Consider the following 22,646-nt stretch of genomic DNA (forward strand, 5'->3'; position numbering starts at 1 on the left):
GCCTATGAATTTAAGCGTTTACTGTTTTCAGTTAACTTTTTGCGTGAAATTGTAGTAAACTGAAAGAAGCAATTGGAAAGAGAGGGAACAGCTATGCCAACACCTAGCATGGAGGACCACATTGAACAAATTTATCTACTAATTGAACATAAAGGGTATGCACGTGTGTCCGATATTGCGGAAGCTTTATCTGTTCTACCTTCCTCCGTTACAAAAATGGTGCAGAAATTAGATAAAGACGGCTATTTAATATATGAAAAATATAGAGGCTTAACATTAACGCCAAAAGGGCAAAAGTTAGGAAAGAGACTTGTTCAGCGACATGATTTGCTGGAGCAATTTTTGCGTTTAATAGGGGTTGATGAAGAACGTATATATGAAGACGTTGAAGGTATTGAACATCACTTGAGCTGGAATTCCATTGATCGCATTGCGGATCTTGTACAGCTTTTAGAAGAACAGCCTCAAATGACGAAGAAGCTGGAAGAAATGAAATCAAATCATAGTATGTAATGATTGACAAGAAAAAGGAGAATATGATGAATCAATTAATAAAATCAGGACAAGTAGTGGAATTAACGGTATTGGAAGAACAAGGGTCACGTTATATTTTAACAAATGGTGAGTTGGAAATTCCCTTAAATGCATCAGATGTAGCTGAAACAATTGCGATAGGCGATGTTTTAAAAGTATTCCTTTATACGGATCGCCGTGGAGACCTGCAGGCAACGACAGCCATTCCGCATATTACAGAAGCGGATTACGGTTGGGCACGTGTATTGAAAGTAACAAAAGAAGGTGCCTTCTGTGATATTGGTACATCCCGCGAAGTATTAGTACGTGCTGAAGACTTGCCGGTGATTGAAGAGGTATGGCCGGAAGCAGGAGATCATTTGTATATTACATTACGTACAGATCGCAACGGAGATTTATTCGGTCGTTTAATTACAGAAGAAAAAGTTAATGACATGTATGAAGGCGCAGCGGAAGACATGTTCAATAAAAACATTACAGCTCGACCATACCGTCTATTACCGGTAGGATCGTTTTTATTAGGGGTTGAAAATCCTTATCGTATTTTCGTCCACGAATCGGAAATGAAAGCTGAGCCGCGTTTAGGACAAGAAGTGCAAGTGCGCATTATTGATGTGAAGGAAGATGGCTCGTTAAACGGCTCGTTTTTACCTCGAAAACATGAGCGTTTAGGTGATGATGCTGAGAGAATCTTTGCATATTTGGAAAGTGTCGGCGGAAAAATGCCGTTTGGCGATAAATCAACGCCAGAGGAAATTTCTGAAATGTTCAAGATGAGTAAAGGTTCGTTTAAGCGTGCACTAGGTACTTTAATGAAAGCGCGCAAAATTACGCAAAAAGACGGCTGGACAGAAATCGTTTAGATACAACTATAAGTAAAAGGGGAAATGTATATGAAACCTTTTACTTTTTTTATTCGTATTAATTAGAGAATGTATAGTAGAATTGGACAACATATACATTCGTAAAGGGGGATTTATAAATGAGACAAAAATGGATGGGTGTTATTGCAGCATTCGCGTTATTGATTTCTTTTGTTTTACCAATGAGCGCTTCTGCGGCAACTACAGAACAAAAAAATCCAATCAATGAAAAGCTCGGCGTACCAATCGTTGTTTACGGAGGTAATTTATCTGCTGATGAAAAAGAAACAGTAAAAACTGCTTTGCGTGTGGATCAGGAAACAGAAATAGATGAAATTACAATTTCAGGACAGGATTTAGCAAAATATATAAAAGATAGTAACCCAAGTTCACGCATGTTCTCATCTGCTAAAATTACACGTCAAGATGCAGGCAAGGGACTTACAATTAGTATTGTAACACCAGATAATATTACACAGGTAACATCGGAAATGTATGCAAATGCCATGTTAACAGCAGGTATTGAAGATGCGATTGTGGAAATTGCAGCACCTAAACCGGTAACAGGTCACTCGGCATTAGTTGGGATATATAAAGCATATGAAGCAAAAACAGGTGAGACATTAGATATTGAGCGTACAGATGTCGCGAATGACGAATTATCTGTTGCAACATCAATTGCTGAATCGGCAGGAGTTTCAGATGCACAAGTTTCGGAATTATTAACAGAAATTAAGAAAGCAATTGCTGAAAATAAACCGGCAACAAAAGAAGAAGTTCAGCAAATTGTTGAAGAACAGTTGAACAAACTGCAAATCAATTTAAGTGAAACAGACCGTCAGCTTTTAGTGGATTTAATGGACCGAATCAGTAATTTGAATATCGACTTCAGTAAATTATCTTCACAGCTTTCAGATTTGACTGCAAAGTTCGATGAGAAGTTCGGTGCAATATTAGAGGATGAAGGATTTTGGCAAAGCGTCAAAAACTTCTTCAATAATTTAATCGATACAATTTCATCTTGGTTCAAATAAAATAGTCATTCAATGAAAGCACTCATAATCGGGTGCTTTTATTTTTATTGAAAATTCAAATTATGGTATATTGTGAAGTACAGAAGGAGGGAGAAATATGGAATTTATTTATAAAGACAAAGGGAACAACTATGGTGCTCTGGAATACGAATTGAACGGTCAGCGTGTTGCTGAGATTACTTGGGTTTTACGTGACGGTGTCATGAATATGGATCATACGTATGTATCTGATGTGTTACGCGGTCAAGGGGTAGCTAAAAAGCTTTTAGATGCCGCTGCGGATTACGCTCGAGAAAACAATTACAAAATGAATGCCATTTGTTCATATGTCGTTTCTTCATTCCAAAAAAGTGACGCGTATGACGATGTAAAAGTATAGCAATATACAAAAAACACGATTTTCATTTTTTTAGAAAATCGTGTTTTATTATGGAATTATAATTTTCTTTTGATTTATTGTCATGTTTATTTAAAATCCTACCAATAATAAAATCAAAGCAGTAATAACTCCTGAAACACCGAGAAGAGTAAGAATTTCCGTACCTTTATATGTAATTTCTTTGTTTTGGAACATGTTGAACACTCCTTTATTTCCCTTATTTATATATATTTACCCAGTTCAGGTAGTTTTTACTCCTATAACAGCCAATGTTTTAAAAGAATTTCGCAGGGTATATTAATTTATATGAAAAGGTAAAATAAATTCGGAATTAGGAGGTAATATTATTATGGCTAAATTAAAAGGTAAAGGCGTTGTAGTTGCAGGATTATTAGCAGGTGCTGCTTCATTTTTAAGTAAAAAGGAAAACCGTGATAAAGCAATGGACTATTTGAATAAAGCAAAAGGTAAAGTAAATGAAAGCGGTGGAGTTCAGGGCTTGATGCAAAAAGTCCAAGACAAATCAGCTGGTTACAGTAACGAAAATGCGCATCCGTCATCGACAGGAGATTTAGATACAAATATGGCGAAATCGGCTTCTGTCGGAAAAGATGATTACAAAGAAGAATCATTGGAAGATGTTGCAATGACAGCAGGAGAGGTTGCAGACCATACGTTAGAAGGTAACCAAATGGTCGAAGAAGGCGCTCAAACAACAACTGATTATTATAATCATGAACAGGATAAAAGAGCATAAGCAAACCGATGAGTGTTATAAAAACAAGGTAGGCGGGAAATTAGCCTCCTTTTTTTATGATGTTGGGGCTGGGTAATGTCTAGAAACACTTTGAATAAGGAATTAAACTTCAAAACAATAAAAAAAGGGTTTGTCTGAAACGTTTTTAAATCGTTTCAGACAAATCCTTTAACATGTATAAAGATTAAGCGTTAGCTGTTTCTTTTTTCATTGTTTTGTTTTTAGCAAGGTTAACGTGCCAAGATAGAGCTTCCTCTAAGATATGAGGAGTGTGCGCGCCGCCAGTTGCTTCGTAAGCGCGGTTATAGTAATCCCATAACTGCTCTTTGAAATCTGGGTGAGCACAGTTTTCGATGATTAATTTTACGCGCTCTTTTGGAGCAAGTCCGCGTAAATCAGCGATACCTTGTTCAGTTACGATTACGTCTACATCGTGCTCAGTGTGGTCTACGTGAGAAACCATTGGTACGATTGAAGAAATCGCGCCGCCTTTTGCGTATGATTTCGTTACGAAGATACCAAGACGAGCGTTACGTGCGAAGTCACCAGAACCGCCGATACCGTTCATCATTTTAGTTCCTGAAACGTGTGTAGAGTTTACGTTACCATAAATATCCAACTCAAGAGCAGTGTTGATTGAGATTAAGCCCAAACGACGGATAAGCTCTGGGTGGTTAGAGATTTCTTGTGGACGTAAGCAAATTTTATCAGCATACTTTTCTAAGTTGCCGTAAACTTTTTTCTGTAATTCTTCTGTAAGTGTAATAGAAGTTGCAGCAGCAAAGCGTACTTTACCAGCATCAATTAAGTTGAATACTGCATCTTGTAATACTTCAGAAGCAACTACCAAGTTTTCGAATTCTGCATCAGCAAAGCCGTCTAATACTGCGTTTGCTACAGAACCTACACCTGATTGTAATGGCATTAATTCATTTGTTAAACGACCCGCTTTGATTTCAGAACGGAAGAAGTCTAATAAAATGTTTGCCATTGTTTGTGTTTCCTCATCTGGAGGAACGATTAATGAAGGAGCGTCTGGCTCTTCAGAGATAACGATTGCTTTAATTTTAGCTGGATCTACTTTAATACCGATTTCACCGATACGTTGCTCAGCATTTGTCATTGGAATCGCGTCACGCTTACCTTGTTCACCTGGAACATAGATATCGTGAATACCGATCAATGCTTCTGGATGAGAGATATTTAATTCGATAATAATGTTCTCAGCATATTCAGCGAAGATTGGTGAGTTACCTACAGAGTTTGATGGGATAATTAAGCCGTCTTCTGTAATTGCAACTGCTTCTAAAATTAAGTGTTTAATAGGACCGATAATTCCTTGACGTACTAACTCAGCATTGTGAGAAAGGTGTGCGTCTACATAAGAAATTTCGCCTTTGTTTACTAAACCGCGCATTACCGCATCCCCTTGGAAAGGACCGCGTTTGTTAATAACACCAGCAGCAGCTAAGTAGTTATCAACTTCAGGACCTAATGAAGCCCCTGTATATACATCAATTTTAAATTTTTCGTTTTTAGCGCGCTCTACTAATGCCATTGGTACAACTTTAGCATCACCTGCGCGAGTAAATCCTGACATCCCTACTACTGTGCCATCTTGGATTAAAGCAGCAGCTTCTTCAGCAGATACAACTTTATCTAATAATTGTTTTAAACCTAAACGTTTCTCAACTCGTGGATCCATGAATAAATCCTCCCCTAATAAGTTATTTAATCGTTTGATAAACAGAAAATTTTGTAATTTTCTGTGTTTTTCACCAGATAGTAAACCGGCATTTATGCTAATATTATCATCAAATTGTCACATTTACTTCACGCCCAACATAAAAGCGCTTAAAAGGTGATTATTAGAGAAATTTAACGTAAAAAAGAGATAAAAAGTATATTGCGTGTGAAGTTACCTAGTTACTCGTTTAGCAAATATGCACAATTAAGGAAGGGAGAATAGGTCAAAAGGTCAGGTGGAGGAGGCAGAAAGTAAAAAAGCGACTCGTATGTACGAGTCGCTTTTAAATAATTTTAGAATCCTAAAGAACGGCGGAAGTAGCTAGCATAGCGTTGGCTTACAGGAATACGTGTGCCGTCTTTCATAATTAATAGGAAAGTTGAATGTGAATCTGGTTGGATTTCATCAATGTAATCGATATTAACAATATAAGAACGGTGGCAACGGATGAACGAATCAGGAGCTAAAAATAACTCTAAGTCACTTAAGTTCAAACGGTGATATCCTTCACGGTGCATCGTTTTTACAAATGTTTTACGCAATTGTGTCTCAAGATAAATTACTTGATTGTGTTTAATTGGGTACCAGCAGTCATCAATTTTTACTGTAATATAATTAGTTAAAAATGGAGAAGGTTTTTGAGGGAAGATAGCTGTAATAGCACCTTTTGTTTCACCTTCTTCAATGAGAGGAATACTCATTCCGTAATAAGGAACTCCGAATACATCCGATTCAATGTATGAATTGATTTTTTGACCATACGTTAAAGCTTTGTACGCAGCTGAACCTTCTTTAATCGGGTCACCTGGTTTGATTTTTAAGTCTACTTTTTTGCTGGGCTGATAATATAAATACTCATTTGTATCTGAAATAGCAATTGATGTATTCTCAGGGAAAAATTCTTTAATGACTTCCATAATTTCTTCTATTTGTCTTGGATCCACTTTATAACACCTCTTTATAAGCATTTTATACAATTATGAACTATTTTACTACATATTTAAAGAAATTGGGTTGGGAAGATTTTTTAAAATGAAAAATATTTTTTGTGGATTTAAAAAGGGCCTTTTTTTATGGAAAATATAATGAAAAAATAGCGTGAAAATTACTATGGTAAAAGAGTATGATTAGGTGAAATAAGCATTTTTTAAATTCCTTTATTTCTATAAATGGAAGTAACCTAATAATTTTGTCCTAGGTTAATTGTTAAAATTAGGTTGAAAGCAAAACTTGTAATATGGTAATATTCACTATAGTTACTAATAAAATGTACTAATATGCGGAAAACAATGCATACTATAATAGTATAAATATAAAAATGAATAAATAATTACTTTGCTTAATAAAAGAATTTCTACTATAGAAATTTCTTATGATTAATATAATGTTATTACTTATTATGAAATGCAGTCTGGCAGATGTAAGGAATATAACCAATCTGCAGAATTATGACAATTTCTTGTACATTTGTATTAGGCTTGTTTTTCTGATAAGTAATAGAAGGTCATTCTGAAGAAAGATGGGGTAACTTATGCAACTACATCAATATTCAATCTCGGAAACAATTTCAAAACGGTATTTTCAAGAGATTGACAATATCAATCAATATGCTGGTATCGAAGATTTTTTTGTTCTGGAATCTCGATTAATTTTTGAAGTTTATCATTTAGAAGTAGCAAAAGCAAAGAAGACATTACACGAAATTATAGACATATTATCCGCACGCTTCGGAAAACAGGTCATTAAAGTAGTGCGCTCGTATTTTGTTACGTTATCCTCAATTGTTGCCCGTAAGCTTTTAGATAATCAAGTCCCTTCTAAAAAAGCATTTGCCTTCAATTTAGCATGTGCAGATATGATTGAAAACAAGATGAAGGATGCCGAGTTTCTGCAGTTTGCAGATGACTTAATCGATTTTTATGTGTACTTTATTGCGGACCGAAAGCAGCCTACGTTCCGTCACCAAACAGTAAACAAAGTAATTATGTACATAAATGATGAGCTGGAAAATGATTTAACAGTTGAAAGTATTGCAGCAAACTTCCATATTAGTACGAGTCATTTATCGCGTATTTTCCGTGAGCATGTAGGTATCACTTTAGTTGAATATTTAAATGTTCGCCGTGTAGAGGAATCTCAATATTATTTACGCCATACGAATAAAAGTATTACGTCAATTTCAGATCAATTCCATTTCTGCAATCAGAGTTATTTCACTAGAATTTTCAAGAAATACACAGGTGTAACACCTAAACATTTCCGTGATGAACTGCATCATGAGTTTTTCCGATTTGAAATTCCTGAAGTAGAGTACCAAAGTATTTAATACTTGCAAGCCTAATAGCGCGTATAATAATCCCTTGAATGTAGGGCAGATTAGTTAATTTAAATTCTTTATTCTTCGTTCAGCTGAAAGTTTCAGAAAAAAAAGAATAATATATGAAAACTCTGCATGGTATATATTATTACATGTAGAGTTTTTTATTTTATAACTAGTTTGTGCCTTTAAGATTTTCAAAATTGCATTATCAATTAAGCTAGTTTTATACTAAACAAAGGTTGGAAAATAGATTGCATTTAATGAGAACATGCAATCAGTATGTAAGGAGAGAAAAATGAAAAAATATGAGAGAGCGATCTCACTCGTTTTAGTTGCAGGAGCTAGTTTAACCGCATTATTTTTCATTGTGAAACAAAATATGGAAGCGGCCATTTTAGCTATGACGATTATGTTTACGTTTACGAATTTTTTCCGTTCACGTACCTTTAAAGAAAAGGGTCATGAAAAAGAAGCAAAATGGATGCAGAAGATGTCGATGATTTTTGCGGTTTTATCAATTATTGTTTTATTTATTATTGTCACAGGATAAAAATAGAAAAAGAAGGCGAAATGGAATGAACAGAAAAGCAAACAGAAAAAGTCCGATCGCAATGATTGTATCCATTTCAATTGTTATTTTAATCGCGATCTTAGGGTCTATTTATTATAAATTTGAAGTAGCACAATCTGCTACAGAAGAAAAATCTGTTGAACCAACTGAACTGGAAAATGAAGAGACGCAAAATAAAACAAACGAAACGGAAGAACCGGTGAAGCCACAAGATGAAAATGTTGATGATCTGGCTTCTTCAGAACAAAACGGTGAAAATCCTTCGACAAATTCCGGGGAGCAGCCAATTAAACAACCTGCTCAAGAAACCCCACCCGCTACGGAAGAAGTAGCGCTGGAAAATGGATACATTGTTGGCCAAAAGCCTGCAACAGAACCTACTTTTGTAAAAGGGGTTTTAATTGCGAATAAGAAAAACCCCCTTCCTTCTACGTACAATAAAGGGGAAGATCCAAAGGCGCGTGCCGCTTTTGAAAAGATGGCAAAAGCTGCGATGGAAAATGGAATAGAGCTCGTTGCTTTTAGTGGTTTCCGTTCTTACGAATATCAACAAACACTCTACGATCGTTATGTGAAGCGAGATGGGAAGGAAGCGGCAGATCGCTATAGTGCAAGACCAGGGTATTCCGAGCATCAAACTGGACTCGCTTTTGATATTGGGGAAAAGAGTCGTGAAGATTTGTGGCTGACAAATGAGTTCGGCGACACTGAAGCAGGGCAATGGTTGGCACAAAATGCCCATAAGTACGGGTTCATTTTACGATATCCAAAAGGAAAAGAAGAAATTACAGGATTCATGCATGAATCATGGCATTTCCGCTATTTGGAAGGCGAACTTGCGACAAGAGTATTTGAAGCAGGCGTAACGTTGGAAGAATACTTAGGGATACAATAATAAACTGATTTATAAACAAAAAAACCAATTTTCTCCCTAGAGAAAATTGGTTTTTTATTGTGCGCAAAAAGGGCTTTCAATTCACCTAATATACTTTCAGCTCAATTTCATTTCCCTATAGTATCGGTGATAATAAACGGGAAATGGATTCTTTGAACTTAATAAAACTGGAGCGATTTTTGTACAGTTCAAATGTAAGCTCTGAGCAGTCTAATATATCACTTTCGAATATTTCGGCAAGACGGTGTGCCAATACTCTGTCATAAATAAGGGCGTTCACTTCAAAGTTTAAACTAAAGCTCCGCACATCAATGTTTGCAGTACCGACTGATGCAATTTCATCATCCACAACAATCATTTTGGCGTGAATAAAGCCTTTCTCATAATGATACACTTTTGCACCTGCTTCAACGAGTGGCCCTACGTATGAATAAGTCGCCCAATAGACAAACATATGGTCAGGTTTATTTGGAATCATAATCCGCACATCGAGGCCGGATAGGGCTGCGATTCGAATAGCGTCAAAGAAAGATTCATCTGGAATGAAATACGGGGACTGTATGTACACGTATTTTTTTGCATTCGTAATTAAATGCAAATAGTTGTTTTTAATTACTTCCCATTCTGTGTCAGGACCACTTGAAATAATTTGGAGAGCTGCCGTTCCTTTTTGAGGGATAATCGGAAAATAACGCTCTGCATAGCAAATATCATTTTTTGCACTTGCTTGATTCCAGTCCAAAATGAAGCGAGTCTGTAAGGGGTGGACTGCGCTTCCTTCAATACGTAAGTGTGTATCGCGCCAGTAGCCGAATCGATCCGATAAACTTAAATATTCGTCCCCAACGTTAAATCCTCCGATATAGCCGATACGACCGTCTATTATGGAAATTTTTCTATGATTTCTAAAGTTTAAGCGTGGATTGATGAGTGGTAAAATCGAAGGGAAAAATACTTCTACTTCACCGCCAGCTTCGATCAGGTCTTTAAAATGCCGCTTCCGCACTCCGCGCGAGCCCATTTCATCAAATAGTACTCTTACTTTTACGCCTTGTTTCGCTTTTTTTATTAAAGCATTTACAATGCGTTGCCCCAAGTTATCCAGTTTGAAAATATAGTATTGAATATGAATATGGTTTTTCGCATGTTGAATATCATTTATAAGTGCTTCGAACTTGTCACTGCCATCATCGAAAATCTTCACATCGTTATCCTGTGTCAGGACAGCGTTATTTGTTTTTAAATTCATATAAATGAGATGATTATAACTTTTAATATGTTCTGCACGTAGTTCCAGTTCATTATTCTCAATTGCTTCAATCTGATAACTAATCAGTTGTTCAATACCGATATCTTTTCTGCCATCCCACCGGAATAAGTGCTTTCTTCTCAATTGTCTTCCTAATAGTAAATAGAGGAAAAATCCAACAAACGGTAAGAAAAAAAGAACGAGCAACCATGCCCAAGTCGATGAAGGCTTTTTGCGCTCAAGAAAGATGACGGTCAGGGCAAATAGAATATTTATAAACATAATAAGTGGTACCAGAATGGAACTTTGAATAATTGCGCCCAAAAGATTCACCTACTTTCCTTCTTTCTTTTCATTATAGCCTATGGAAGCAAAACAAAAAAAGAAACACTTCAAGCGAGTGCTTCTTACTGTTTTAATATTCCTCAACATGGAAGTAAATATCCGAGAAATCACATTGTGCTAATTTTTTTGAGTTAATAAAGAAGCTGATAATCCCACTATCTCCCCACATAATATTTTGCTCATCGTTTGAAATGATTTGCAGTAATAATGTGTCGTAGTGCTGTAGATAGGGCGACGTTTTTCTGAAGTCCTGATGTATAAAATATGGATAGCCGCCAATTTTATGTTCTGCCGCTAAATAACTTTCCAAATATACATCCTGAAATGAACGGTCATCCAATGTAATGGGTGCATCCATTATTTCAGGTTTAAAATAATTATTTAAACGGTAATCCATTGCTGACACCGGTTCAAACTGTGTTTTTGGAATGAGCTTCATCTCCTGCTGAATCGGGAAACTGCCGATGTTTACGTCTTCTAAATACGTGAAATCATGAATAAATTCATTATAGTGAACTTGATCAGGTATATATTGGACTTTAAAATAACGACATTCCGAATGTGATTTTTCCCTTTCATAACATTGTTGTGGAATATAAAATTGCAATATACCATCTTGTGGAAATGGATGGTCAAGCTGAATCTCCGCAAAGTTAAGCTGTGCCAAAAATAGCATATAGCGATTGTGATTGTCTTTAGGGTGTTCCATTTTATTTGTTAGAAAAGGAAGGCCGGCAAATTTACTTTCATGTAAAAACGCAGGTTGTTTCACCGGTTTTAAAATTGCTACTTGTTCAGCAGAATGACTTAAACTTGTATGAAAATGGATCAATTCTTTTGGGATATAAATATTTTTTTCTATATGTGACATTTGAAGTTCCTCCTACTGAAGTAACATCTATTTGAAATGATGAACTAAAAGCCCGTACGGACGAAAATTTGTTTATTCCTAATCGGAATTACTTCACAAAAATGGTTATGATATTTTCAATATTTCCACTTGTAATTTTTGTTAAACGTAGTGGGAAATATAATGCAATTCATTTTAACTACACGCACAAAATAAAATTATTAAATAACATGTATTCGAGAAGATTATGTAAATTAATTCAAAAGTAATTATAAAATTTACAAGAAAAAATTTTTTCTCTAAAATAAATTTATCCAGGTTTATTATTGTTAAAAAACGGTTAAGTTTAATTATGTTTTAGATTTGTCACAAAACAGGAAAGAAAAATAAGATTTTACGTGGTAATATATGAAGTATTAGAAGGTCTGACCTTATTAATTTGAAACTTTTAACATGAAAAATCGTTATATATATTAACAAAGGAAAGTTTGAGGTGTAATCAAATGGCGAAAGAGATTGATTTAAAGCGTATTGTTACAAACTTATCAAAATTAGGTGTTACGGCGACAGTTACGAAATCTCGTCTTGAGCTTTTAAAAGTTTTAACACCACCAACACAAACTCCACAAGCGCAAAATTAATGAAAATCAGGTGTGATGAAACCCTGTTTTTCATACCTTATTTTCATCTGAAGCAATAGAAAAAGGACCCGCGGAATGCACGGGTCCTTTTTGTTTTATTCATCGTCAGGATCATTTGTTGTAAACATATATGTTCGGTAATGAAACTTCATACTATAGACAAGACCGATCGCTAAGGCATTCCCCATCATCGAACTACCTCCATAGCTAATGAAAGGTAACGGAATACCGGTAATTGGCAGTAATTGTATCGTCATGCCGATGTTTTCAAATACATGGAATGTAATCATGGCGATAATTCCTGCACATACATAAGTACAGAACGGATCTTTTAATAATAATGTCATTTTCGTTAAGTGATAGATTAACAGGAAGTATAGACAAATAACAGCGCTTGCGCCGATAAAACCCCATTCTTCGCCAATTACAGCAAAGATAAAGTCTGTATGGTTTTCCGCCACATATACTTCACGCGCCAGGAATCCTTTCCCGAAAACCTCACCGGAGCCAATCGCATTTAGAGAAGTAATTAAATGATAGCCGTCTGATGTTGCATACGAATAGGGATCAAGCCATGAGTAAATACGAGCGAATTGGTATGGCTGGAAACCAAATGTCTTTTCAAGGAAATCCTGCATATAAAGGGCCATCCATAATAACGATCCGCCTACAAGGAAAGCCCCGCCGAATAACGGTAAAATAATTTTCCAAGTTACACCTGCCACGATTACAAGTGCAGCAGTAATGGCGATAAATACTAAAGAAGATCCTAAATCGGGCTGCAGCATAATGAAGCCAAGCGGTACTGCCAAAGTTAAAGCAATTTTGCCGAGTAGCAATAAATCGGTTTTGACCGTTTTAATTTGGTAATTTTCATTGTGCTTACTGATTAAATAGGCAGCGGCCAAAATATAAAATGTTTTCATAAATTCGGCAGGCTGAATATTACCAATTGGTGTTTGGAACCAGCTTTTTGCCCCGTTTCTCTCAACTGTTATGCCAGTTGAAGTTGGAATAATGACAAGTGCGATTAATAACAAAATCCCAAAACCAAAAAGTGGCCATGCTAATTTTTTATATTGATCTGGGTCAAAATACATGACAAATGCAACGATAAAGGCAAAGATTGCATAGTTTAAGACTTGTTTAGGTACGTAGTTTTGGCCGTATTGCCCAGATGTCTGGGCAGAAGCGATGGCAAGTAAACTCACTCCTAAAAATAAAATTAAGATTATTGTAAGCGGCCAGTCGAACCGTTTATTAAAATTATAATTGTTTGTATCCATTCGATTCACCTTAAATTATTAAATTTAACCCGTTAAAGGGCCAGAAGATACCAACAAATTGAAGGTTCTTAATATGGGCACAACATTTCCCGGTAAAAGAATTGCAGATATAGGAAAGTTTTCACGGAAATTGCTGTAATGTTTTAAGCTTTATTTACTTTATCATATTCTTATAAAAATTACTTTAGTAAGACTAATTTAAAAGTTGGACGAAACAGGTGAGAAAATGTTTCAAATTTGAATGAGAAGTCATATAATAATCATATTATTCATATTAAAGGGGCGTGCAAAACGTGGCGAAGAAAATGAAATCTGCTGAAGATTTTATGCATCATTTATATATTCATATGAACGATGTCGAACATTTTGTTATTTATAGTGGTCTTACACTGAAGGAATTTATGGTTTCGGTCGAGCCCGTAAAAAATGTTCTGTTATTAAAGCACGCGTACGACAACGGCTCTTTTAATATGCATACACAATTTGATTTTGTAACAAATGAAGATATGCGCGATTTTCTCAAAAAGGAAAGCGACTTAAAGAAAGATTTATGCTGGGTAGATTTTACGACAGAGAAAAACATTAATACGTTAACTCCCCTTGAACAGGCAGAGCTCTTGTATTTAAGTCATAAGCGTGAACCGCTTGCATCGCCATTTTTCAACAAATTACAAAATCGCTTTGCTTATTACTCATCTGTAACTGACAAAATGACAAAAGTATATTATCGTTTTATAGGCGATTCTGAATTACTTGTTTCAAATCTATTTAATCGAATGATAAGAGATAAAGAAGGTGTTGGGAGCTTTTGGAGAAGAAAGAATAAAAACAACTCACCGACAATCGATCCTTCTACATTAAGACAATATCGGCCTTTTGTTAAGGAAGGTGCATTGCTTTCATTATATAAACTAGAAAAGCCAAATTCCCATTATGCAGTCGAAATCCGAGTGCTGAGTGATTATGATTATCCGGATGAAGTTTGGGATGATTTAGATGAAATATTAAAACAAGGCTATGATGAATTAATACAAATTAGTTGACACTCACAGCGAACAGGGCAGTGGGTGTTTTTTATCCGATTTCAGCGTTTAGTGTATTCGTGATAAAATAAGGTTAGTGAAAACTGGAGGTCAAAAAAATGAAAAAAAGAATTGGTTTATTATATGGTGGTAAGTCAGCCGAGCATGAAGTATCACTCTCAACTGCAAAGGCAGTAACACAAGCAATGGATTTTAATGAGTTTGACGTTTTCCCGATTTTTATAACATTAAAGGGTGAATGGCGTGTTGGACCTCAGTTAACAGAACCCGCTCAAACGATTGAACAATTGCAATTTACAATGGCATCAGACCAGTCTGAAAATAATATTACGCAATTTATTGCAAAACATATGGAAAGCCCATTTGATGTAATCTTCCCTTTACTGCATGGCACGAACGGTGAAGATGGTACTGTACAGGGCTTTTTGGAAGTGCTGAACATTCCTTATGTAGGTAACGGTGTGCTTGGTTCAGCGGCAGGCATGGATAAGGTAGTTATGAAGCAGTTGTTTGAAATGGCAAAATTGCCACAACTACCTTATGAATATTTTATTCGAAGTGAATGGGAACGGGAGAAAGAAGCTTGGATCAAAAGATGCGAACAGTCTTTAGGCTATCCGATGTTTGTTAAACCGGCTAACTTAGGATCAAGTGTAGGAATTAGCAAAGCGACGAATGCGCTGGAACTAGAAAAAGCTGTCCAATTTGCGCTGCAATATGACCGCAAAATTGTGATTGAACAAGGTGTAACGGCTCGAGAAATTGAGCTTGCTGTGTTAGGGAATGATACACCTAACGTTTCAGTAGCAGGTGAGATTAAGCCAATGACTGAGTTTTATGATTATGATTCAAAATATAAAGATGGCTCGACAGCATTAATTATTCCTGCACCATTGCAAAACGATGTTTATACAGACTTAGTAGATATGGCGAAAAGAGCGTTTAAAGCGATAGACGGAGCCGGATTAGTGCGCGCTGATTTCTTTGTAACTGAAAACAACGAGATCTTCATCAATGAAGTAAATACAATGCCCGGATTTACACCGGTAAGCATGTATCCTTTATTGTGGCAGCATACAGATGTAACGTATCCACAGCTTATTAAAGAGCTGATTGGTTTTGCGCTGGAACGTTATACAGAAAAACAACAGCTTCAATACAACAGAGATTGAGTGGGATAAAAAGTGAAAAAAAGTTTACAGCAGATTTCAGAATGGTTAACGATAGAAAATCAGTCATTTCCTGAAACGATTGTTACAGGTATTTCCATTGATACACGGACAATTGCTAAAGGGGATTTATTTATTCCTTTCCGTGGAGAAGCCGTAAATGGGCACCGTTTTGTTGAGCAGGCATTTGAAAAAGGCGCGGCAGCTTCTTTATGGATGATCGATGAGCCAAATCCCCCGGAACATTTGCCATTAATTTTCGTGGAAGACCCAGAGCTTGCACTTCAAAAAATGGCAGAGTGTTACCGTAATGAGCATCAAGCGACATTTATCGGGATTACCGGCTCAAACGGGAAAACGTCTTCAAAGGATATTTTGGCGGGAGCTCTTTCTCCATACTTTAAAGTACAAAAAACGATTGGGAACTTTAATAATCAGCTTGGTTTGCCAATTACGATTTTACAGCTTGATGAGGATACAGAAGTTTCCGTATTGGAAATGGGAATGAGCGGTTTCGGTGAAATTGAATTTTTAACGAAGCTTGCACGACCGCATTATGCCATTATTACGAATATCGGTGAAGCCCATATGCAAGATTTAGGATCACGGGAAGGGATTGCGAAGGCGAAGTTTGAAATTGTAAAAGGATTATCTGAAGAAGGAATTCTTTTCTATGATGGTGATGAACCGTTACTTCAAAACTTAGTTGCAAAAACACCGCAGTTAAAAACACAGCCATTTGGCTTTAGCCAAGCGCAGAGTTTAGCGGCTTCCAAAATAGAAGCGACAGCACAAGGAAGCAGTTTCCATGTAGATGGAGTAATCCAAGGGGAGTTCTTCATTTCGGTCTTAGGCGAGCACCAAGTGAAGAATACATTAAGTGCAATGCTGGTAAGTAAAGCATTAGGTTTGTCTGACGAACAAATCCGCGAAGCATTAAAGAAAGTAGTTTTAACTGATATGCGGATGCAGCTTGTTCCGGTAGGTGATTTATTATTTATTAACGATGCGTACAATGCTGCACCAACATCGATGCATGCAGCGATCCAATTTGTCGAGCAAACGACAATCCGCAATGAAAAGTGGCTTGTACTTGGTGATATGCTGGAGCTTGGAAACGATGAAATGCAGATGCATGAAGGAATTGCCGCACATATTCATCCTGAAGAAATACGCTATGTTTGCTTGTATGGCCCGCGCATGAAGTGGCTCTATAATAAACTGCAAGAAACATTTGATGCTGAGCATTTAGTGTATTCCGAAAATGAGTACGCACCGATTATCGAAAAAATTCAATCTCATGCAACAAACGAGTCCATTCTGTTAGTAAAAGGTTCTCGTGGAATGCAGTTGGAGAAAGTTATCCATTCTATCGAGCTAGCCTAGTGCTAGCTCGTTTTTTTAGCGCAAAAACTTTTTTCGACTCTAAATGTCGCTTATTATAGATACTAACAGCTTAATGGAAGCAGGTGATTGGATGAAAATCGGCGTCCTATTTTTACATGGATTTTCAGGCGGACCGTATGAAGTAGAGCCTTTTGCGCATTATATAAAGCAACGAATAGATTGGGTCGTAAGCATTCCGACGTTCTCCGGTCACGGTGATGCAGAGCATTTGGCAATGAAAGGCTATAAAGCGGAGCATTGGATGATGGAAGCGGAAATCGCATATCGGCAATTGAAAAAGCAAGTCGATGAAGTCATAGTCGTCGGTTTTTCAATGGGTGGTGTCATTGCGATGTACTTATCTATACGTTACCCAGTAAAAAAGTTGGTACTCCTAAGTGCTGCAGCAAAGTATGTGAGTCCTACGCAGTTAGTGAAAGATGTTCGAGCAATTGCCCAAGATATGGTGCATAAAAAGTTGGAAGAAAACGAATTGTTTGCACGGTACAAATTTAAATTTAAAAATGTCCCGTTAACTGCAACGATTGAATTTATGAAGGTCGTTAAAAAAACGGAGCCTTATATAAAAAACATTCAGTGTCCTACCTTTATTGTACAAGGGGAGCTGGATGGAATTGTGCCAAGTGCAACCGCCCAGATTTTATTTGAACAAATTCAGTCGCAACAAAAGCAAATGTATATTTCAGATTGTGGAAAACATCATATTTGTTACAGTGATGATTGTGAGCAATGGTTTGATCAAGTGTATCAATTTTTATTGGAGTAATAAATATCTGACTATTTTGATACAAAGCAATATCATTGCATACCGTTACAACCCATGTTAGACTAATAAAAGCAATGGATACATTTTGTGCGAAGACTCTTCAGACTTATTGGTGAAGAGTGCTTTTTTTTGATAAACGGTTTTATTCTATTTTTTACAAATGTGACAACCAATTAGAAACGGTAGAATTGAACCGCTCGGCAATGACCGGGCTTTCCTTTTCATATAAGAGACTCTGCATATGAAGCAGAGAGAATTTTTAAGTAACGGAAACGTTCCACATACAATGGCTCGAAATTTGCCGCCATTTCATCTGAAAATGTAACCATTTGTCAACTTATACAGGAAAAAGGAGAATGAAGAGTTTGACAAATTTTTCAGAATTAAACATTAGTGAATCGACATTACGTTCTATTAAGCGTATGGGGTTTGAAGAAGCAACACCAATCCAAGAAGGAACAGTAACGTTTGCAATGGCTGGCCGTGACGTTTTAGGCCAAGCACAAACAGGTACTGGTAAAACAGCTGCATTTGGTATTCCTTTAATCGAGAAAATCGATCCAAAAAATCCAAATATCCAGGCTTTGGTAATTGCTCCGACTCGCGAATTAGCAATCCAAGTTTCAGAAGAACTTTATAAATTAGGTTATGATAAGCGCGTAAAATTATTATCAGTATACGGAGGTCAAGAAATTGGCCGTCAAATCCGCGCATTAAAAAACAAACCACAAATTATTGTGGGTACACCGGGTCGTATTCAAGACCATATTAACCGTCGTACATTACGTTTAGACGAAGTGCAAACTTTAGTTTTAGACGAAGCGGACGAAATGTTAAACATGGGCTTCATCGATGATATTAATGCGATTTTAGAAAACGTGCCATCAAACCGCCAAACATTACTATTCTCAGCGACAATGCCTCCAGCAATCCGTAAAATTGCAGAGACATTCATGAAAGATCCTGAAATCGTAAAAATTAAAGCGAAAGAATTAACAATGGAAAACATTGAACAGTTCTTTGTAAAAGCAACAGAGCGTGAAAAATTCGATGCTTTATCTCGTCTATTGGATTCACAAAAACCAGAATTAGCAATCATCTTCGGTCGTACGAAACGCCGTGTTGATGAGTTAAGCCAAGCTTTAGGTTTACGTGGCTTCTTAGCAGAAGGTATCCATGGTGATTTATCTCAAGCGAAACGTATTTCTGTTTTACGTCAGTTTAAAGAAGGTAAAATCGATATTTTAATCGCAACAGACGTTGCAGCTCGTGGATTGGATATTTCAGGTGTAACGCATGTTTACAACTTTGACATTCCACAAGATCCAGAATCATACGTTCACCGTATTGGTCGTACAGGCCGTGCAGGTAAATCTGGTGTTGCAGTAACTTTCGTAACACCTCGTGAAATGGGTTACTTACGTATCGTAGAAGAAACTACGAAAAAACGTATGACTCCTTTACGTCCACCTTCATCTGAAGAAGCATTAGTAGGCTTACAAGAAGATGCAATGCAATCATTGGTGGAATTAGTTCAAAATAATGATTTAGGTACTTACCGTGAGTTAGCAGCTAAGTTATTGGAAAATAATGAAGCGCTTGACTTAGTAGCAGCTGCTCTTAAATCAATTACTAAAGAACCTGATGCTACACCAGTATCATTATCTGAAGAACGTCCATTACCGATGCGTCGTGACCGTTCACAAGGTGGCGGAGGCCGCGGCCGTGGCGGTAATGACCGTAACCGTGGTGGTGGCAACCGTGGCGGTGGTGACCGTCGCGGAGGAGATCGTCGTCGTGAAGGTGGCGGAGGCGGAAGCCGTTCTGGTAGCGGAAGCCGTGATGGAGGTCGTCGTGAAGGCGGTGCTCGTCGTGAAGGCTCTCGTGATCGTCGTCCACGTCCACGTCGCGAAGACTAATACTATTTCAACACATCAACGATTTTCTCGTTGGTGTGTTTTTTTATGGGGAATTTTATATAAATATATTTTCCGGGAAATAAAATTTTTATAAATTATTTAACAAATTTACTAAATAACTATACTATGAGGGAAGGGGATTAGTTTATCATCCTAGTTAGAACAGAACGAAACATTTAAGCTGTTAATACGTATAGCATAGTATAGAGAAAGAGGTGTAGGGCTAGTGAGAGAACAACCAAAGTTTCAGTTACCAAAAAAAGCGCAAACAGTGTGGCGATTATATGGAATCATTCAAACTTTTATTATCGCACTTATAACAGGCGGCATCGTATTTTTAACAGTTCGATTTGATTGGCCGCAGTGGATTATGTGGATTGCCATCGCGCTCGTATTGTTATCCATTGCATTTTCAGTTATCGTATTCCCGAGCATCCGTTGGGGAATTTGGCGTTATGAAGTACGAGAACAGGAAATTGAAATTCAAAGTGGCCTGTTTGTCGTAAAACGGACATTAATACCGATGGTACGTGTTCAACATGTTGATACAGAGCAGGGACCGATATTAAAAAAATACATGTTAGCGAATATATCGATTTCATCGGCGGCAACAGTACATACGATTCCTATGTTGAAAGTTGAAGATGCTGATGAATTGAGGACAAAAATCTCTGAACTTGCAAGGGTGGCGGAAGATGATGTCTAAAGAGAAATATAAACTTCATCCTGTAACGGCAATCATCAATGTTGTAAAAGCATTAAAAGATCTCCTTATCCCAATCATTATCATTGTGGCGGCGAACGGCTTTAATATTAATTTGGATTATCGAAGCGAAACATTTTTCAGCGAAATGATTCCACTCTTTATTTTAGTAATCGTCTTATCGGTAACGGTAGTGAGCAGTTTGATTAAGTGGTGGACATTTGTATATTGGTTTGAAGATAGTGAACTCCGTGTGGAATACGGTCTGTTTATAAAGAAAAAACGCTACATTCCATTTGATCGTATTCAAAACTTGAATTATAAAGAAGGTATTTTTCACCGGTTGTTCAAGCTTGTACAAGTACAAGTGGAAACGGCGGGAAGTAAAGATGGTAAACCGGAAGCGGAATTGACAGCAGTAACAAAAGCTGCGGCAGACGAAGTGGAAATTCAAATGAAAAAAGCGAAACAGAAACTGCCGATTGAAAGTGAACTAGGGCAAACGGCTGAAGATGAAAAACAAGAACCGGCATCAGTAGTTTTACACAAAATGAAAATCCCGGAGCTGTTACTGTTAGCGACGACTTCAAGCGGTGTGGGAGTAGTACTTGCCGGAGTTTTTGCTGTCCTTTCACAATTTGCGGAGTTTATCCCGTTTGATTTGATTTATGATGAATTGGCATTTTTAGTGGAATACGGCTTTATCGTGGTCATGATTTTAATCGCGCTTGCGCTAATACTGGCATGGGGAGTCTCTGTCGGCTTGACGTTTTTAAATTATTATAACTTTACGGTCAGCAAGCAACATGACCGGCTGATTATTACGCGAGGATTAATCGAAAAAAAACGTGTGACAATTCCGTTAAACCGGGTGCAGGCAATTAAACTGGCGGAAAACCCTTTCCAGCAAATGCTTGGCTTAGCATCTGTTGCGGTAGAAAGTGCTGGTGGAGGATTTAGCGGAGAGAATGATAAGAAAATCATTTTATTTCCGTTAATTGCAAAAAAAGAATTGTTTGCACCTTTGGCAGAACTGTTTCCTGAATATGATTTTCAAATTACGCAACTTGTTCAGCCGCCAAGAAAAGCACAGCCTTTTTTCTACCGGATTGATTTTGTATGGCTAGTCCCGTTAATCGGCGCTATTTCGTACTTTTTCTATCCATATGGACTGTTGTCAATATTGCTAATCGTTCCAATCATTCTACTTGGAAGATGGCAATTTAAGACGACTGGGTATACGGTGAAAGATCAGCAAATTACGATTGTCTCGCGTCTTGTAAGCCGTGTGACATTTTATGCATTGAAAAAGCGTGTACAAATTACGCAAGGTAGTCAAACCTATTTCCAGAAGCGACGGGATATAGGGTCTGTTAAGATTGTAGTGATGTCAGGTATGCACGGGGCTTCAGCGACAGCGCGTCATATGGAGCAACAGGAAATCGAAAGCGTACTGTCTTGGTATGAACATTAAAAAACAGGGTCCGCGAAAATTTTTACTTTTCGCGAATCCTGTTTTTATTTTACCCGTCTAATGGGCTGTTTACGCCAGCGTCCCATATTTTTAGGGTTAAAGTAAACAACCCCTAAAATAAAGCCTGTAACCAAACCGCCTAAATGTGCAGCAATATTAATATTTGGTGTTAAAAATGTCATAATAATACTAATCACTATTAATGGCAATATTATTTGTCGTAACTGCGGGAATAAATGTCTTGTGTAATAAACAAGGGCCCCGAACGCCCCGAAAATTCCGTACAGTGCTCCACTTGCACCAACGCTTGCATAATAGGCATCTTGTGTTGCGTAAGTAGCAGCAACACCAAAAATTCCGGCTAAAAAGTAAATTGTTAAAAAGCGCATTTTGCCGGCGATTTTCTCAAGTTCCGGGCCAAATAAAAATAGAGAGAACATATTAAAAAGAACATGCATAAAACCTGCATGTAAAAACATGGACGTAATAATACGCCACCATTCACCGGCTGCAATGAGTCCATTGACGCTCATCCCGGCATAAAGCAAATCTTCGCCGAATCCCGGTAATAATGTTAGGACGAAAACAATTAAATTAATTGCTATAATTGACGATACGACCGGATATAACGTAATGTACTGTTTAAAATTTTCTCTACGAATAAACATGTTCCACCTCAATTATGTCGATACAA

General features: G+C 37.1%; 22 protein-coding genes. 16 read left to right on the forward strand and 6 right to left on the reverse strand.

The genetic code is table 11. The features are described 5' to 3' along the window. The first annotated feature begins 93 nt into the window (after nucleotides 1–93). From mntR to M3166_RS17375, 5 genes are all read left to right on the forward strand, one after another. Nucleotides 94–513 (forward strand): transcriptional regulator MntR, encoded by a 420-nt coding sequence (gene mntR / locus M3166_RS17355; protein WP_251691274.1) that lies wholly within the window; start codon nucleotides 94–96, stop codon nucleotides 511–513. 26 nt (nucleotides 514–539) lie between these two features. Continuing rightward, nucleotides 540–1,397 (forward strand): CvfB family protein, encoded by an 858-nt coding sequence (locus M3166_RS17360; RefSeq protein ID WP_251691276.1) that lies wholly within the window; start codon nucleotides 540–542, stop codon nucleotides 1,395–1,397. Nucleotides 1,398–1,516: 119 nt separating this feature from the next. Then, nucleotides 1,517–2,431, forward strand: coding sequence for a DUF1002 domain-containing protein (locus M3166_RS17365; protein WP_251691278.1), 915 nt, complete (start codon nucleotides 1,517–1,519; stop codon nucleotides 2,429–2,431). Nucleotides 2,432–2,528: 97 nt separating this feature from the next. Next, entirely contained in the window at nucleotides 2,529–2,810 is a 282-nt protein-coding gene (locus M3166_RS17370; protein WP_008405806.1) for a GNAT family N-acetyltransferase, read from the forward strand. A gap of 349 nt (nucleotides 2,811–3,159) precedes the next feature. Next, nucleotides 3,160–3,567: a 3-oxoacyl-ACP reductase gene (locus M3166_RS17375; protein WP_251691280.1), complete on the forward strand. Its 408-nt coding sequence runs from the start codon at nucleotides 3,160–3,162 to the stop codon at nucleotides 3,565–3,567. Between the two features lie 184 nt (nucleotides 3,568–3,751). Here M3166_RS17375 and M3166_RS17380 read toward each other — a convergent pair whose 3' ends face one another. Together M3166_RS17380 and M3166_RS17385 are read right to left on the reverse strand one after the other, a co-directional pair. Beyond that, nucleotides 3,752–5,272: a succinate CoA transferase gene (locus tag M3166_RS17380; RefSeq protein ID WP_251691282.1), complete on the reverse strand. Its 1,521-nt coding sequence runs from the start codon at nucleotides 5,270–5,272 to the stop codon at nucleotides 3,752–3,754. 335 nt (nucleotides 5,273–5,607) lie between these two features. Then, entirely contained in the window at nucleotides 5,608–6,258 is a 651-nt protein-coding gene (locus M3166_RS17385; RefSeq protein WP_008405802.1) for a LytTR family DNA-binding domain-containing protein, read from the reverse strand. A gap of 587 nt (nucleotides 6,259–6,845) precedes the next feature. Here M3166_RS17385 and M3166_RS17390 point away from each other — a divergent pair. The 3 genes from M3166_RS17390 (at nucleotide 6,846) to M3166_RS17400 (ending at nucleotide 9,100) form a co-directional block, all read left to right on the forward strand. After that, complete coding sequence (locus M3166_RS17390) at nucleotides 6,846–7,640, forward strand: helix-turn-helix transcriptional regulator (protein ID WP_251691284.1); 795 nt, start codon at nucleotides 6,846–6,848, stop codon at nucleotides 7,638–7,640. Nucleotides 7,641–7,929: 289 nt separating this feature from the next. After that, entirely contained in the window at nucleotides 7,930–8,184 is a 255-nt protein-coding gene (locus tag M3166_RS17395; protein WP_079523311.1) for a hypothetical protein, read from the forward strand. A 25-nt stretch (nucleotides 8,185–8,209) separates the two neighbouring features. Continuing rightward, nucleotides 8,210–9,100: a M15 family metallopeptidase gene (locus M3166_RS17400; RefSeq protein WP_251691286.1), complete on the forward strand. Its 891-nt coding sequence runs from the start codon at nucleotides 8,210–8,212 to the stop codon at nucleotides 9,098–9,100. 115 nt (nucleotides 9,101–9,215) lie between these two features. Here the strand turns inward: M3166_RS17400 and cls are convergent, their stop codons facing one another. Beyond that, the gene (gene cls / locus M3166_RS17405) at nucleotides 9,216–10,682 is read right to left on the reverse strand and encodes a cardiolipin synthase (RefSeq protein ID WP_251691288.1); all 1,467 of its coding nucleotides are present in this window, start codon (nucleotides 10,680–10,682) and stop codon (nucleotides 9,216–9,218) included. 82 nt (nucleotides 10,683–10,764) lie between these two features. Then, nucleotides 10,765–11,565 carry a YwqG family protein gene (locus tag M3166_RS17410; protein ID WP_251691289.1) on the reverse strand — a complete coding sequence of 267 codons (801 nt, stop codon included), beginning with the start codon at nucleotides 11,563–11,565 and terminating at the stop codon, nucleotides 10,765–10,767. Between the two features lie 482 nt (nucleotides 11,566–12,047). Between M3166_RS17410 and M3166_RS17415 the strand changes: the two genes are divergently transcribed. Then, nucleotides 12,048–12,185: an Lmo0850 family protein gene (locus tag M3166_RS17415; RefSeq protein ID WP_008405794.1), complete on the forward strand. Its 138-nt coding sequence runs from the start codon at nucleotides 12,048–12,050 to the stop codon at nucleotides 12,183–12,185. 95 nt (nucleotides 12,186–12,280) lie between these two features. Here M3166_RS17415 and M3166_RS17420 read toward each other — a convergent pair whose 3' ends face one another. Further along, nucleotides 12,281–13,471: an FtsW/RodA/SpoVE family cell cycle protein gene (locus M3166_RS17420; protein WP_251691291.1), complete on the reverse strand. Its 1,191-nt coding sequence runs from the start codon at nucleotides 13,469–13,471 to the stop codon at nucleotides 12,281–12,283. Between the two features lie 293 nt (nucleotides 13,472–13,764). Here M3166_RS17420 and M3166_RS17425 point away from each other — a divergent pair, with 293 nt between their 5' ends. The 7 genes from M3166_RS17425 to M3166_RS17455 all read left to right on the forward strand — a co-directional run bounded on the left by M3166_RS17425 (nucleotide 13,765) and on the right by M3166_RS17455 (nucleotide 21,952). Continuing rightward, nucleotides 13,765–14,514 (forward strand): hypothetical protein, encoded by a 750-nt coding sequence (locus tag M3166_RS17425; RefSeq protein ID WP_251691293.1) that lies wholly within the window; start codon nucleotides 13,765–13,767, stop codon nucleotides 14,512–14,514. A gap of 98 nt (nucleotides 14,515–14,612) precedes the next feature. Then, the gene (locus tag M3166_RS17430; protein ID WP_251691295.1) at nucleotides 14,613–15,686 is read left to right on the forward strand and encodes a D-alanine--D-alanine ligase; all 1,074 of its coding nucleotides are present in this window, start codon (nucleotides 14,613–14,615) and stop codon (nucleotides 15,684–15,686) included. A gap of 12 nt (nucleotides 15,687–15,698) precedes the next feature. Next, nucleotides 15,699–17,069: a UDP-N-acetylmuramoyl-tripeptide--D-alanyl-D-alanine ligase gene (locus tag M3166_RS17435; RefSeq protein ID WP_251691297.1), complete on the forward strand. Its 1,371-nt coding sequence runs from the start codon at nucleotides 15,699–15,701 to the stop codon at nucleotides 17,067–17,069. Between the two features lie 91 nt (nucleotides 17,070–17,160). Continuing rightward, entirely contained in the window at nucleotides 17,161–17,856 is a 696-nt protein-coding gene (locus M3166_RS17440; RefSeq protein ID WP_251691299.1) for an alpha/beta hydrolase, read from the forward strand. Between the two features lie 365 nt (nucleotides 17,857–18,221). After that, nucleotides 18,222–19,775, forward strand: coding sequence for a DEAD/DEAH box helicase (locus M3166_RS17445; protein ID WP_251691300.1), 1,554 nt, complete (start codon nucleotides 18,222–18,224; stop codon nucleotides 19,773–19,775). Between the two features lie 226 nt (nucleotides 19,776–20,001). Next, nucleotides 20,002–20,481: a PH domain-containing protein gene (locus M3166_RS17450; RefSeq protein WP_251691302.1), complete on the forward strand. Its 480-nt coding sequence runs from the start codon at nucleotides 20,002–20,004 to the stop codon at nucleotides 20,479–20,481. Next, nucleotides 20,474–21,952 (forward strand): PH domain-containing protein, encoded by a 1,479-nt coding sequence (locus tag M3166_RS17455; protein ID WP_251691304.1) that lies wholly within the window; start codon nucleotides 20,474–20,476, stop codon nucleotides 21,950–21,952. Before M3166_RS17450 ends, M3166_RS17455 begins: the two co-directional genes overlap by 8 nt. Nucleotides 21,953–21,996: 44 nt before the next feature. Here the strand turns inward: M3166_RS17455 and M3166_RS17460 are convergent, their stop codons facing one another. Next, on the reverse strand, nucleotides 21,997–22,620 hold the full coding sequence (locus tag M3166_RS17460; RefSeq protein WP_251691306.1) for a rhomboid family intramembrane serine protease: 624 nt from the start codon (nucleotides 22,618–22,620) through the stop codon (nucleotides 21,997–21,999). Between the last annotated feature and the right edge of the window lie 26 nt (nucleotides 22,621–22,646).

Origin of the sequence: Solibacillus isronensis, assembly GCF_023715405.1 — a bacterium.
Taxonomy (GTDB): Bacteria; Bacillota; Bacilli; order Bacillales_A; family Planococcaceae; genus Solibacillus; species Solibacillus isronensis_B.

Excerpts from the sequence above, each read along its gene's own strand:
- mntR (WP_251691274.1), top strand. The coding sequence starts at position 94 with ATGCCAACACCTAGCATGGAGGACCACATTGAACAAATTTATCTACTA.
- M3166_RS17360 (WP_251691276.1), top strand. The coding sequence starts at position 540 with ATGAATCAATTAATAAAATCAGGACAAGTAGTGGAATTAACGGTATTG.
- M3166_RS17365 (WP_251691278.1), top strand. The coding sequence starts at position 1,517 with ATGAGACAAAAATGGATGGGTGTTATTGCAGCATTCGCGTTATTGATT.
- M3166_RS17370 (WP_008405806.1), top strand. The coding sequence starts at position 2,529 with ATGGAATTTATTTATAAAGACAAAGGGAACAACTATGGTGCTCTGGAA.
- M3166_RS17375 (WP_251691280.1), top strand. The coding sequence starts at position 3,160 with ATGGCTAAATTAAAAGGTAAAGGCGTTGTAGTTGCAGGATTATTAGCA.
- M3166_RS17380 (WP_251691282.1), bottom strand. The coding sequence starts at position 5,272 with ATGGATCCACGAGTTGAGAAACGTTTAGGTTTAAAACAATTATTAGAT.
- M3166_RS17390 (WP_251691284.1), top strand. The coding sequence starts at position 6,846 with ATGCAACTACATCAATATTCAATCTCGGAAACAATTTCAAAACGGTAT.
- M3166_RS17395 (WP_079523311.1), top strand. The coding sequence starts at position 7,930 with ATGAAAAAATATGAGAGAGCGATCTCACTCGTTTTAGTTGCAGGAGCT.
- M3166_RS17400 (WP_251691286.1), top strand. The coding sequence starts at position 8,210 with ATGAACAGAAAAGCAAACAGAAAAAGTCCGATCGCAATGATTGTATCC.
- M3166_RS17410 (WP_251691289.1), bottom strand. The coding sequence starts at position 11,565 with ATGTCACATATAGAAAAAAATATTTATATCCCAAAAGAATTGATCCAT.
- M3166_RS17415 (WP_008405794.1), top strand. The coding sequence starts at position 12,048 with ATGGCGAAAGAGATTGATTTAAAGCGTATTGTTACAAACTTATCAAAA.
- M3166_RS17420 (WP_251691291.1), bottom strand. The coding sequence starts at position 13,471 with ATGGATACAAACAATTATAATTTTAATAAACGGTTCGACTGGCCGCTT.
- M3166_RS17430 (WP_251691295.1), top strand. The coding sequence starts at position 14,613 with ATGAAAAAAAGAATTGGTTTATTATATGGTGGTAAGTCAGCCGAGCAT.
- M3166_RS17440 (WP_251691299.1), top strand. The coding sequence starts at position 17,161 with ATGAAAATCGGCGTCCTATTTTTACATGGATTTTCAGGCGGACCGTAT.
- M3166_RS17455 (WP_251691304.1), top strand. The coding sequence starts at position 20,474 with ATGTCTAAAGAGAAATATAAACTTCATCCTGTAACGGCAATCATCAAT.
- M3166_RS17460 (WP_251691306.1), bottom strand. The coding sequence starts at position 22,620 with ATGTTTATTCGTAGAGAAAATTTTAAACAGTACATTACGTTATATCCG.